We start from the raw sequence: 13,435 nt of genomic DNA, 5'->3' as shown, positions 1-13,435 counted from the left end.
GTGTTAACAAGTTTTCGTGGAGGACACCATGGCAGATCAACTTATTCCCCGTCGTGAAATGCAGTTTCAATTGTACGAAGTACTCAATACGGCTTCGCTTTGTGATAAATCACGTTTTGAAGAACACAACGTAGAAACCTTCAATGCCGTTATCGACATGGCTGAGAAAATGGCAGAAGAGTTATTTTTGCCACATAACGCAGTGGCCGATAAAGACGAGCCTACGTTTGATGGTCATAAGGTTTCTATGATTGATGACGTTAAAATAGCGTTTGATACGTATCGAGAATCCGGTTTCATTGCTGGCCATTTCGATTTCGAAGACGGTGGTATGCAATTGCCAGTGACCGTGATGAATGCCTGTGCGGGATATTTTCTTGCTGCAAACCCTTCTACAACGGCTTATCCATTTTTAACTGCTGCTGCGGCTAACGTTATTAAGCACTTCGCATCAAGTGACATAAAAGAAGCATTTCTTGCAAAAATGCTAGCTGGTGAATTTACCGGAACTATGGCATTAACTGAGCCTCATGCAGGGTCGTCCCTAGCCGACATTCGTACTTCTGCTAAACCCCAAGACGATGGTACGTACCGTATAAAAGGTAGCAAAATTTATATATCAGGTGGTGAGCATGAGTTGTCAGACAACATCGTGCATCTCGTGCTAGCCAAAATACCTGGTGGCCCAGCTGGAGTTAAAGGCATTTCGTTGTTTGCAGTACCGAAATTTAGATTAGACAGCGACGGCAATCCACAGACGCGCAACGATGTAACCCTAGCGGGTCTTATTCACAAGATGGGCTATCGAGGCACCACGTCAACGGCGCTAACCTTTGGCGAGAATGGAGATTGTCACGGTTATCTTATTGGTGAGCCTCATCAAGGCTTACGCTATATGTTCATGATGATGAATGAAGCGCGGATAGGTGTGGGCTATGGTGCGGCAATGATAGGCTATCGCGGTTATCGCTATTCATTGGAATATGCAAAAGATAGAACACAAGGTCGAGCAGCTCCGAATCTAGCGCCAGAGGATGATCCTACGCCAATTATTAATCATGGTGATGTACGTCGCATGTTACTTGCGCAAAAAGCCTATTGTGAAGGCGGTATGTCATTATGCCTTTATGGCAGCATGCTGATTGATGAGCTTGAAACAGAGACTGACTCAGACAAGCGCACGGAGCTATCACAATTACTTGATTTACTTACCCCGGTATTTAAAGCGTGGCCGTCAGAATTTGGGCCAAAAGCAAATGATTTGGCGATTCAGATCCTCGGTGGAGCAGGGTATACCCGTGAATACCCAGTAGAACAATGTTGGCGTGACAATCGTTTAAATCCAATACACGAAGGTACCAATGGCATTCAGGCGCTCGATTTGCTGGGTAGAAAGCTATGGCAGCACGAGGGGAAAGGATTACAAGTGTTGCTATCTCGGGTAACGTCAGACATGAAACGCGCTGAAACACCTCGAGCACAAGCGCTATCTGCAAAGTTAAAACCTTATCTAGATAAACTGGGTGCATTAATTCAACAAGCCGCGGGTGATTTGCGCTCAGACAAACAGTCGGTACTACTCACCAATGCAAGCTGTTTCCTAAACGTATTTTCGGCTTGTGTCGTGAGCTGGATTTGGCTTCGCCAAGCAAATGTTGCAGAACAGTCGCTTGTTAAAGGCGCTGGTGAACACGATGTCGATTTTTATGAAGGCAAACTCGCCGCGGCGGAATATTTTGTGAATTGGGAGCTACCGTTGGTGTCTCGTGATATCGAAGTATTGTCGTCAAGTGACGCGACCTGTAATAACGTAAAAGCCAGTTACTTTTAGACTAGGCGGCTGAGCGAAAGGTGGGGACAGCTAACGTCGCGGTGCGGTTAATACGCACTGCGGTCACAACTCACAAGACAACAATAACTAATAAATAAAGTTTGTAAGGTGGATTACGCCAAACAAGCACCAGAAGCGGAGCAAACTATATGAACGTTGCAGCAAACGTTGAAGGCAAGCATATTCTTATTACAGGTGGTGGCTCAGGTATTGGCGCAGCCTCAGCAAAAGTGCTTGCCGCAAGAGGCGCCTTAGTGGGTGTTGCCGATCTCAATGAAGACAACGCAATATCGTTGGTGTCGTCGATTAAAGCATCAGGTGGCAATGCGTACTCGGTCGCGGTCGATGTTACTGACCCTGAGCAAGTGAAAGCAATGTTTAACGCAGCGCTTTCACAGGCTGAAAAACTCGACGTTATCATCAATAACGCAGGTATCGACCATTTCCCCGCGCCGTTAACCGAAGTTGATGATGCTATGTTTATGAAAAACATACAGGTTAACTTGGCAGGTGTATGGTATTGCATGAAAAATGCACTTAGCCACATGACGGCAAAGGGTGGTGGACACATTATAAATATTGCCTCTGTAGCAGGTTTACGATCTGCGCCTATGATTAGCGCGTACAGCGCATCAAAACACGGCGTTATCGGTTTAACTAAATCTGCCGCAGTCGAATACGCACGCGCGAATATTCGCGTTAATGCCGTTTGTCCCAGTTTTGTCGATACGCCTATGGTTCAAGGCGTTCTTGCTAAACTCGACGAACGTGGACAAAAAGGTTTAGTCGGCGCTAACCCAATGAAACGGTTAGGTAAGCCAGAGGAAATCGCTAACGCCATCGCCTGGCTTTGCAGCGATGAATCATCGTTTATGACTGGTCAATCGGTAGTGTTAGATGGCGGCATGCTAGCCTAACGTACGTGCGACAATGTTGGTTAAACTAACTACCCTAAATATAAAGATTACAAGGACTCTATAATGAAAGATCTCTTCGATTTAACAGGAAAAGTGGCGTTGGTTACTGGGGCAAGCCGTGGGATCGGCGAATCAATTGCGCGCTTATTAGCACAATATGGTGCGCATGTGATCGTTTCCAGTCGTAAAATAGACGGTTGCGAGGCTGTTGCGTCATCTATTCGTGATGCGGGAGGTAAAGCTACAGCTCTTGCTTGCCATGTAGGTGAAATGGAGCAAATTACAGAGACATTCGATACAATTAAACGTGATTTCGGCAAGCTCGATATTCTTGTGAATAATGCCGCAGCAAATCCCTTTTTTGGTCACATCCTTGATACCGACCTTGGCGCGTATAATAAAACCGTTGATGTAAATATTCGTGGTTACTTCTTTATGTCAATTGAAGCCGGCAAAATGATGAAAGAGCAGGGCGGTGGTGTCATTCTTAATACGGCGTCTGTAAATGGTGTAACCCCTGGTGACATGCAGGGCATCTACTCGATTACGAAAGCAGCCGTTATTAGTATGACAAAATCATTTGCTAAGGAATGCGGCAAACTAAACATTCGCGTTAACGCATTGCTGCCAGGTTTAACCGACACTAAGTTTGCTTCTGCGCTAACGACTAATGAACAGATCCTTAAGCATGCACTTAAAGTCATTCCGCTTGGCCGTGTTGCTGACCCCGATGAAATGGCGGGCACTGTATTATATTTAGTAAGCGATGCATCTAGCTACACCACAGGCACGACAGTGGTTGTTGATGGTGGTATGCTAGCGTAATTGTTCGCTAAAGAGATACTACTATGCATATATGGGTAGACGCTGACGCGTGCCCTGCAGTTATCAAAGAGATCCTATTTAAGGCAGCCCGACGTACCGGTCTGCCTTTGTCTTTGGTGGCTAATCACGCTATGTCTGTCCCACCAGATAAGCATATTACTTTAACGTTGGTGCCCTCAGGCTTTGATGCAGCTGACGATTTCATTGTAGAAAAATGTCAAGCTGGAGATTTAGTGATTACCTCCGATATTCCACTTGCAGCAGACGTCCTCTCAAAAAGCGCAATGGCGCTTAATACACGTGGTGATGAATACGATAAGTCTTCGATACGCGCAGCACTGACCATGCGAGATTTTATGGACACTATGCGATCAAGTGGTGAACACACAGGGGGGCCTAAAGCCTTTTCTCAGCGCGATAAACAAAACTTTGCTAATGCATTAGATAGATTACTCACGCAAGGTTTAAGAGCGCAAACTAAGTAACGAACCGGATGTGTATGTAATTGGCTTATCGCATGTGACTAGCGAAAAAATTCGCATTCACCTAACCTATTGAATAGTGCCAATATTGTGTTTATTCTGAGAAAAAAGGAATTTTAGTCTTCTTTAGCAATTACATGCGTTGCGCTAATCGTGATACAGATTGCTGTAGACTATAAATAATAACGAGTGACGTAAACGATCACTGAATCATAAGTGTGAATATAGATGCTGATTGATAGCAAATCAAAAAATAACAAACCGTCGTGGGCGGAGGACAAACTGTCTCAAATTCCCACTATGGTGAGTGATATTTCACGCAAAATATCAGAGTATCGACAAAGTTATCGCGAGCTCGTGAGGGATGCAGAAGTCTTTTTTGAAGAGTATCCACAGGATTACCGGCGGCTCACCGTGCTCAAGCACAAGGTAAATACTTACCAAGATCAAATCGAGTTCATAGAAAATTATCGCAAAGAGAAAGGAAAGTACCCGTCGATAAAAGGTCAACCTTCGGCGCAGCGGTATATGGCGCGTTTGGTTGCACAGCAAACAAACAGCGATAATGAACTGCGCGCGTTAGAAGACAAACTACGCGTGCAAAGTAACAAGCGCTATGAACACCTTGATCACCTTACTGATTACATGCTCAACCTACTTAATGGTGAAAGAACATTTAGCCAATTTTTAGGTACCATTGCACTTTCAACGCCGTCGCCGAAAGAAAAAGTACGCCATATCAGAAATGAACGTTACAAGCCGATTTATATTACGGCGTTAACCATTGCGTTGTTTGAAGAGTTGCGCCTTAAATCTACGTTTGAAACGCCGTTTTTAAAAGAAGAACTCAACAAGCTATTTCCACAAGGTGAGCATTTTAGTTTGATGGTAGATAAAGGGATAAGTGATGATGCAAGTAATCATACATTTAAGCCAATGCCTGCCGACATTAAAATGGCCTATCGCGAAAATTTATTAAAGCCCATCGCAAAAGCAGCATTACTGCAATCAATAGGCATGCATAGCCCAGAAGCTAACCAGATATTAGGTGATGATCGCTATCGTAAGCTCAATCAAAGTGAACGCACTAAGCTATTGGCTATCATTGAGAAGAAAACGGCGGATTACCTTAAGTTAGGTGTGGGTATCCCGACTATAAAATATACCAGTAAAGAACATAAAGACACGTTCGTAACCCATGAACGTAGACAACTTGCTTTTATGCTCAAAATGCTGGAGTCGCTGAAAGCAGAGCGTCATGAATTAGGTGATTTACTGCGTATTCCTATGACTTACGCGTCGTTTTTGTTGTCGACAAAAGAAGATTTTGATTATCAGCAAATTTATCGCGCGTACGATATTTTAGATCAGGGGCGAGTCGACAAGCAGTACCGCGCAGAGCATGTGAATGCGTTTTTAAAGATGGTTGGTCGTTTTCCGCTCGGCTCTGGCTTGTATGTTATCCAACAAGAATCAGGGCAAATAGAAAAAGCGATTGTGTCGTCTTTATATCCTGTAGATGTTGATGAGCCAATATGCAAAATCATCACGCGCAGACAAATTCAGTTTTTAAGCCAAGCTGAATTTATCATTTCTAAAAAATCCAATCTTTTCTTTCAAGAGTGTAGAATCGAAAGCCAATACGACTTAGAGTTTTTCCACTTGCGATACAAGAATGAATTTACTTGGAATGCAACCGATGTGTGGGAAAACCAAGTCCCAGCCATAGAGTTTTGGAAGCGAGATGACAAACGCCGTTACAACGGTGTATTTAATCCAGATTCCTATTAAATTGATTTACTAGGAGGCTTCACGCTTAAGTGAAGCCTTTAATATTACAACCGTGACTTTATGCGTTAGCTCGTCTTCAGTTTATTCAGTTGCTCTATTAATTTATGTGACGACTCGTAGATATTTTCGGCGCTAGCCTCTGACATTTGCGAGAGCGACGCAATTTCCTTAGTAGAGTCACCGATCACAACCATATTTTTATTCAATTCTTCCGATACTTGGCTTTGCTCTTCAGCCGCTGCCGCAATTTGGATTATCCGATGATTTATTTCTTCAATTTGCTTCACGGTTTCTTTCATTTTTTCAAATGCTGCATTAGCACGAGAAGCGGCATCCTCGGCTTTATGCGTACCTCGCTCAATAATGTCTACGGTGTGTGACACTTCGTTTTGAAGAGCGGTGATCACCTGAGAAATCTCACCTACCGATTCTGCAGTTTTTGACGCGAGCGCTCGTACTTCATCGGCGACGACACTAAAGCCTCGCCCGTGATCACCAGCGCGTGCTGCTTCAATGGCCGCATTTAGTGCTAACAAGTTTGTTTGTTCTGCTATTGAGCCAATAACATCAAGTATCTTTCTAATATTTTCACTTCGTTGAGATACCGCTTTTACCGCATCCGACGCTCCGCTAATTTCACTGGATAATTGTGAAGCTTGCTGTGACGCAATTGATACTTCTGCTTCTGTATCTTTCACAGATTGCGTTGCTGCGTTTGTATTATCAGCAGCAGAAGATGCTGTATTGGCGACTTCTTGGGCGGTAGAGGACATCTCTGTAATCGCCGTTACAATAGTTTCAACTTCAGCTTGTTGAATAGAAATTTGCTGGTGTGCTTTTTGGGCATTCTCTTTGCTGATTTCGCTTTGGTCAATAACTTGTATGCCTGCCTTTTTAGCAGCGTCTAATAACTCTCTAACGGTCTCCCTGAACTGATTAAATCCATTGCTTAAGTTGATAAGCTCGGCGTGAGAGTGGACGTTAATAGACTGCGTTAAATCTCCACCTTGACCGGCAAGTTCTGTCATGCGATCCGACACCATTTCCACAGGACGAATAATGCTTCGTGTAAAAAGCTGAATCAGCACAAGGGCTGCAATGGTAAGTACAACAGCAATGATAAAGGTGTTTGATAAAATGCTGGTGATTTCATCTGAAATCATCTCTGATACATTTGCCACGGGCTGCATAGCGGTATCAACGTTAATGCCTACCACTAACTCCCAACTAACACCGGCGCTTTCTATAATAATGGGCTGTACGACATACAAAAAGTTGCCTATGGTCGTAGTGACATCTTTCCCCGATGTATCTAATAACGCTTTGCTTTTATCAAACACACTACTAAACGGCTTAGCTAAACTATCTTCATGGTCCGTTGCCGCCGCTAAGAAGCCTTTATGGCTAACAATGTATACCTTAGCGTTGCCACCATATAACGATGCCTTAAGGTTACTGGCAAGTTGCTGAAGTATCGGTAGGTTTAAATCCGCGCCCACCACGCCTCTAAACCTTCCTTGTGCCACAACAGGCACGGCTAAACTTGTCATCAATTCGCTATAGCCGGGTCGTATTTCATAGTTATAAGGGTTAGAGGCGCAGGGTTTTAACGAATCTGCAGAACAGAGGTACCATTCAGCTGCTCTGAAGCCATACTCATCTAGCGTAGTGTCATGTTTTTCTTCGGCATCCTCAATAGGCTCCTGTGAAATGGCACCACTGTCTTCTTTTACAAAGTACACCTCAAATGTGCCTCGTCCGTCGACCGAATGAGAATAACCACTGGTAAATTGACTGTCGCGCCCATCAAATTGATTGTCTTCAAACTGTGCATATAGCGACGATACATCGGCCGCTGCAAGCGCATTTCCAACCATCGATTCTACCTGTTCACGTGTAAGTGGTGCTTGAATATCGCCTTCAATATTACTTTTTATTTGTGTAGCAATTGCCTTTGGGAACCGAAAATGACTTTTCAAACAGATTTCCTATTTGTGCGGCAATAGTATTTGCTCTAGAGCGAACGGTATCTTTAATTTGAGCAGAGACTTCGTCACTGACTTCATTAACAATCACCGATTCGGTTTTATTGAGTGAATAAATGCTCACGGCGATGTAGCAGGTAGACATAATGACAAAGAGTGCGCCGACAACAAGAAGCAATTTTAGCGATAAACTTTTCCCTTCAAAAAACATGGGCTACCCCGTACTAACGTAAAGATGTGAATGTGGTGTTGATTTAGAACGTAAACGTATATCCAACTGTAGCGAGTAGTTTGATATCGTCATCATAGTCTAAGTCGGTTTTTTCTAAGCCTAAACTGCAGGCCAAACCGAATAACTCAAAAGCCGCTTCCGCCTTTAAGTGAATATAGTCGTCATCATTAGTGTCCCAACTGTATATGTCGGGATCCAAGCTTGTGGAGCGATCTATCTGAAACGTTAGGTAGACACTATCGTTGAACTGATAGCCTTGAGAAAGCGCGACAATGTAATGCCGAGCGCCCACACCAAAATAGTCATCGGTGTACCAAACTTGAAGGCGAGTTTCATTATAATTGAGAGCAGCATAGAGCTCGGTATAGTTAAATTCACTGCTCTCATCACCACCTAAGTATAAATAGCGGGCAAAGCCTACATCGTACACCAAGCTTTCATTTAGGTTTCCTGTATGACCGGCATAAAAATCAACTTCGTAATCGGTACCTTGTCCATAATCTACACCTGATGCAAAACTTCCTGCATACCAACCCGAATCATTCCACCAATCTACCGAGCCTTGTAACGTGGCTTCGTCGTTAGTTTGAGACAAACCATTAAATAGATAGTCTGATACCAGTGTGGTGGTGATAGACACATCAGCATAACAAAATTGAGTGAAAGCGCAGCACAAGAGAGCTTGGACGGGCAAAGCAGTAAGTTTGCGCATAGGCGTACATATATAAGATTTTTACGAATCTAATAAGCGTAGATAACTAAACGGCTTTATGACAAGTTGAAGCAAAAGAATTTAAGAAATAGACAGATAAGCACATTGGCCTTGGTGGTCTAATAAAAAAGCCATCACGCGTCACAGGTGATGGCTTTTAGCATAAACCGAAAACGTTATAGTACTGAAACAAGTGCCTTTGCTAAGGTTTCAACGTTTTCTTGGTTAATACCTGCAATGTTTACGCGGCTAGAGTCAACGAAGTAAACGCTGTGTTTTTCACGAACTTCGCGAACTTGCTCAGGTGTAATACACAAGAATGAGAACATACCCTTTTGATCATTCACAAAACTGAAGTCCTTTGGCGAGCCGTTATCATGAAGGTTTTGCACAAGCATTGCGCGTAGAGACTTCATACGGTCGCGCATTTCATTTACTTCTGAAACCCACTCATTATTAAGCGTTTCATCTGATAGGATAATGTCAACGAGTGCGCCGCCATAGCTAGGTGGCATCGAGTAAATGCCGCGGGCAATTGACTGAATTTGTCCTTGCGCGATTTTACGGGTTGCGGTATCTGCAGTGATAATTGCCGCTAGGCCAACACGTTCACGGTAAAGACCAAAGTTTTTAGAGCATGATGCTGCCACAATAACTTCTGGCAGGTTTTCTACCAATAAACGCATGCCATAAGCATCTTCGTCCAAACCTTCACCAAAGCCTAGATAAGCAACGTCAATAAATGGCAGGAACTCACGTTCTTTAGCTACCGCCAACACTTCATCCCACTGCGCATTAGTCAAATCAGCACCCGTTGGGTTGTGACAACAACCGTGAAGCAACACGATGTCGCCTTTTTCAACATTGCGAAGGGTGTCCATCATGGCATCAAAGCGAATGCTGGCCGACGCTTTGTCGAAGTACGGATAGGTCTCAATCTGAAGACCGGCCGAACCGATAAGCGGGATGTGGTTAGCCCAAGTCGGGTCGCTTACCCATACCTTTGCGTTTTCATTACAGCGCGCAAGTAGTTCAGACAAAATACGTAGAGCTCCACAACCACCTGGCGCTTGAACCGCTGCTACACGATCAGATAATAAAACAGGGCTGCCTTTACCTAACAACAAAGACAACATGCCGTCGATAAAACCTTGGTTGCCTTGTGGCGTAATGTAGGTTTTGCTTTTCTCTGTGTCTAGAAGCACCTTCTGTGCTTTCGCAACACTTGAAAGAATAGGGGTATTACCTTGCTCATCTTTATATACGCCAACACCCAAATCGATTTTATTTGGGTTGGTATCTTCGCGATAAGCAGCTGACAGGCCAAGAATTGGATCTGGGGCGAGATGGGGTAATACTTCAAACACGATATGTCCTCACGTTGGTATGCAAATAATAGCAGGCAGGCATTATGCCACCGATGGTGGAAAAAACGACCCCTATTAGTTGAAAATATTTCAATTTAGCTAAGTGTAAAGCTGTAAACGAACAATTTATTTCAGCTATAGGCCATTAAAGTGTATTGACTTGTTCGCATCAATTATCGGTTATAACACGCGCTAATTGATTGACTATCTGAGTGTACAGAGGAGTAAGCCTTGATAACTTACAATGTGAAAGCGCGTGTTTCCTGTGCTTTACCGTGTTCGTCGAAGCGTCTTTCCAGCCAGGTTATTTGATTGTTCAAATCGACTAACAGTAAAGTGGATGTGCGCGTACCGTAGTTAGGCGTCTGAATAAAAATCGACGATAGTGCTTTTTCCCATTCGTAACCAATACCGGTATCGGGCAATGCGTCGTCTTCAGCTTTGTTATCTTGCGCTAACAATTCAAACAATGATTCATGGTCTATAAGTTTTGCATTGTTTACGTAGTGGTTAAGCGCTGTTACACCTTGAGTTACTTTTGGCCAGGGGGTGGCGATATCTGCATTTGAAAGCCCATACACGCCTTTTTTAATAGTGTGCGTGGTGTCGTTCACATTATTGTAGACACGCAATTTATTAATATTTCCAAACAGCAAATTGTAGCCGTTGTAGTGGTGCCTATTTTCACGTATCCGGCTAAGGTAATGCTCGCTATCGTTTTCCACTTTATTTTTTGATGTACTTGCGTTCAATGAAAGCCAGTTAGCAACGAGCTCTCCTCTAGATACCGCATTTTGCTTGAGGTTGTGCGGCTCTCTTACATTCGTTAATGCTGAAATCATCCCGTTACGCGTAACGCCCATCCATGTTCCTCCTGCTTCCAAATCGCGACCAGCGAGCATCGTGGGATGTGAATTCCAAAATTCAGAGGGGGCAGTAGGTCGAGCGTAAAACTCATCGCGATTTGCCGCGATGATAAGTGGGAAGTCGCGTCGCATTTTATTAGCGATAAACAAGATACACATAAAGGTCTCACTACTGAAAATACGCATACAAGCGCTAAAATGTTAACTAAATGTTTACAATGAAGAAACATCAATTATGATCGAGGATAAACACGTCATCTTGTGCCGCATCATTCGCCGCACCTTTCTCCGCATAATCGACAAATATTGCTACATCGATTATGCAGGGCAGTAGTAAGAGAATAACAATAATGAATACGGGTTCACAAACACAGTCACATCGTCGCCCTTTATCACAGGTAAATATTGGTAAATTGGTGTCTCGCAAATGGCCTCGATGGCTATCGCGATTTGCAACATGGCTACTTACTAAGCGGGGATGGGTTGTAGAAGGTGAGTTTATCAATGAACGAAAAGCTATTATTGCCGTGGCACCACATACGTCTAACTGGGACTTTTTCATTGGCTTATTTGTGGTTTTTTCATTTAGGTTAAACTTAAACTTTTTTGGTAAGCACACAATTTTCAAGCCGCCACTTGGAGCTGTCGTTCGCCGATTGGGGGGAATTCCCATCGAGCGCAGTAAGGCTCATGGTGTGGTTAGTGTTATCGCAACTCAAATTAAGCAAGCTGACGATATTATGCTTGCGTTGGCACCAGAGGGTACACGTAGTCCGATATTTCCTTGGAAAACGGGGTTTATGCATATTGCGCGTGAGGCTGAAATTCCCATTCAAGTTATTGGGATCGACTATGCTAAAAAGGCCATTGTACTGGGCCCGATTATTCAGAAAGTGACTAACATAGATGAACAAATGCAAACTATTTATGCGTTTTATGATACTGTTTGCGCAAAATATCCAAAAAATTGCATAACACGGTCGTAAGCCAATTCTATCGCAGAGATAATTGGCGCTAGTAAAGTCGTGATAACCCAAGTCGCTTTCATCATATTCGGAGCTTAACACGTGACAAAACAGGGATTTACAACCCGTCAGGTTCATGCTGATCGCATGTTAAACGCACCAGAGCACGGTGGTGTTCATACCAGTACTTCAAACTCAGTGTTGTTTGAATTTAAAGACGCACAGGGCATTATCGATGCGTTTCAAGGCAAACGTGCCGCACACGTATATTCCCGTTCATCTTCGCCTTCTGTCGCGGCACTACAAAATATGCTCAACGACCTTGAAGATGGGGTAGGGGCGCTGTGTTTTGCAACGGGGATGGCAGCTATTAGCAGTGCGCTTTTTGCACTAGTAAAGTCAGGCGATCACTTAATTGTCAGTCAATACTTGTTCGGTAATACCCGTAGCTTCTTTGAAACGATTCAGGACTTTGGTGTACAGGTTACGTTTACTGATGTTACTGATATTGAACACGTAAAAGCGGCTTATCAGCCCAATACTAAAGGCGTTTACACCGAAACAGTTGCTAACCCAGTCACCCAAGTTGCGGATTTACGTGGTATTGGTCAGTTCTGTGAAGAGAAAGGTATTCTGTTTATGGTGGATAACACCATGACACCACCGCCGCTGTTTTATGCAAAAGAGGTCAAAGCGTCGCTGATTTTTTGCTCGTTAACCAAATATATCGCCGGCCACGGTAATGTGTTAGGCGGTGCCGTTATTGATACTGGCGTGTTTGATTGGCAACAATTTACCAATATAAAGCCGGCTTATCAGGTTGACGATGTCTCTCAATGGGGGCTGACCCAGATTAAGAAAAAAGGGCTTCGTGACCTTGGGGCGACGCTTGCGCCACAATCGGCCAGCGCGATTGCGCTAGGAATGGAAACCCTCGAACTGCGTATGGCGCGTAGTCAGTACAATGCAATGCAATTAGCAACATTCTTAGACAATCACGCAAAAGTCGCTAAAGTGTTTTATCCTGGCTTAGCCGATCATCCACAGCACTTTACTGCCCGAGAGCACTTGAACAATGGCTATGGCGCTATTCTAAGTTTTGACTTAGTGGAAGGAGCCGACCCCGTTGCATTTCTTAATCAGATGGAGCTTGTAATCTGTGCGACCCACTTAGGGGATAATCGTACTTTGGCATTGCCGGTAGCACCAACGATCTATTTTGAGAACACGGCACAGGAACGTCAAAAAATGGGTATTTCTGATTCAATGCTGCGACTTTCTGTGGGTATTGAAGATACCGCTGATTTAATAGCCGACTTTGATAGAGCGTTAGCCTCATTGTAAAAAATAAAAAAGGGGCGTATGCCTAATGCCGATCAGTTAAGAAAAGTTTTAGCGATCGGTTGACCGATCTTTTATAGATGTAAAAATCCGATGAGCATTTGCCATCGGATTTTTTTAT

The 13,435-nt window shown here is 43.8% G+C and carries 12 protein-coding genes; 7 read left to right on the top strand and 5 right to left on the bottom strand.

Translation table 11 applies throughout. The annotated features are described in order from the left end of the window. The first annotated feature begins 28 nt into the window (after window positions 1–28). From LHL20_RS17405 to LHL20_RS17385, 5 genes are all read left to right on the top strand, one after another. Window positions 29–1,831, top strand: coding sequence for an acyl-CoA dehydrogenase (locus LHL20_RS17405; RefSeq protein ID WP_226434212.1), 1,803 nt, complete (start codon window positions 29–31; stop codon window positions 1,829–1,831). 149 nt (window positions 1,832–1,980) lie between these two features. Beyond that, window positions 1,981–2,748: an SDR family NAD(P)-dependent oxidoreductase gene (locus tag LHL20_RS17400; RefSeq protein WP_226434211.1), complete on the top strand. Its 768-nt coding sequence runs from the start codon at window positions 1,981–1,983 to the stop codon at window positions 2,746–2,748. Between the two features lie 63 nt (window positions 2,749–2,811). Then, entirely contained in the window at window positions 2,812–3,573 is a 762-nt protein-coding gene (locus LHL20_RS17395; protein ID WP_226434210.1) for an SDR family oxidoreductase, read from the top strand. 23 nt (window positions 3,574–3,596) lie between these two features. Continuing rightward, window positions 3,597–4,058, top strand: a complete 462-nt coding sequence (locus LHL20_RS17390; protein WP_202265453.1) for a YaiI/YqxD family protein — start codon at window positions 3,597–3,599, stop codon at window positions 4,056–4,058. Window positions 4,059–4,283: 225 nt separating this feature from the next. Further along, window positions 4,284–5,846, top strand: a complete 1,563-nt coding sequence (locus LHL20_RS17385; protein WP_226434209.1) for a hypothetical protein — start codon at window positions 4,284–4,286, stop codon at window positions 5,844–5,846. A 65-nt stretch (window positions 5,847–5,911) separates the two neighbouring features. On the opposite strand, the gene LHL20_RS17380 is transcribed toward LHL20_RS17385, so the two are convergent. The 5 genes from LHL20_RS17380 to LHL20_RS17360 all read right to left on the bottom strand — a co-directional run bounded on the left by LHL20_RS17380 (window position 5,912) and on the right by LHL20_RS17360 (window position 11,167). Then, a complete protein-coding gene (locus LHL20_RS17380) occupies window positions 5,912–7,825 on the bottom strand; it encodes a methyl-accepting chemotaxis protein (protein ID WP_226434208.1) in 1,914 nt (637 codons plus the stop codon). Further along, complete coding sequence (locus LHL20_RS17375) at window positions 7,773–8,042, bottom strand: hypothetical protein (protein WP_226434207.1); 270 nt, start codon at window positions 8,040–8,042, stop codon at window positions 7,773–7,775. The genes LHL20_RS17380 and LHL20_RS17375 overlap by 53 nt, the downstream gene beginning before the upstream one ends. Before the next feature lie 43 nt (window positions 8,043–8,085). Beyond that, window positions 8,086–8,775 (bottom strand): TorF family putative porin, encoded by a 690-nt coding sequence (locus tag LHL20_RS17370; protein ID WP_226434206.1) that lies wholly within the window; start codon window positions 8,773–8,775, stop codon window positions 8,086–8,088. 176 nt (window positions 8,776–8,951) lie between these two features. Beyond that, window positions 8,952–10,142, bottom strand: a complete 1,191-nt coding sequence (locus LHL20_RS17365; protein ID WP_202265461.1) for an amino acid aminotransferase — start codon at window positions 10,140–10,142, stop codon at window positions 8,952–8,954. Between the two features lie 239 nt (window positions 10,143–10,381). After that, on the bottom strand, window positions 10,382–11,167 hold the full coding sequence (locus LHL20_RS17360; protein WP_226434228.1) for an NRDE family protein: 786 nt from the start codon (window positions 11,165–11,167) through the stop codon (window positions 10,382–10,384). A 191-nt stretch (window positions 11,168–11,358) separates the two neighbouring features. Between LHL20_RS17360 and LHL20_RS17355 the strand changes: the two genes are divergently transcribed. Together LHL20_RS17355 and LHL20_RS17350 are read left to right on the top strand one after the other, a co-directional pair. Next, window positions 11,359–11,994: a 1-acyl-sn-glycerol-3-phosphate acyltransferase gene (locus LHL20_RS17355; RefSeq protein ID WP_226434205.1), complete on the top strand. Its 636-nt coding sequence runs from the start codon at window positions 11,359–11,361 to the stop codon at window positions 11,992–11,994. 81 nt (window positions 11,995–12,075) lie between these two features. Further along, entirely contained in the window at window positions 12,076–13,317 is a 1,242-nt protein-coding gene (locus LHL20_RS17350; protein WP_226434204.1) for a cystathionine gamma-synthase family protein, read from the top strand. The last annotated feature ends 118 nt before the right edge of the window (window positions 13,318–13,435 follow it).

The organism is Alteromonas sp. McT4-15, from assembly GCF_020515205.1.
Classification (GTDB): Bacteria; Pseudomonadota; Gammaproteobacteria; order Enterobacterales; family Alteromonadaceae; genus Alteromonas.
This window is presented reverse-complemented; position numbering and strand designations above follow the sequence as displayed.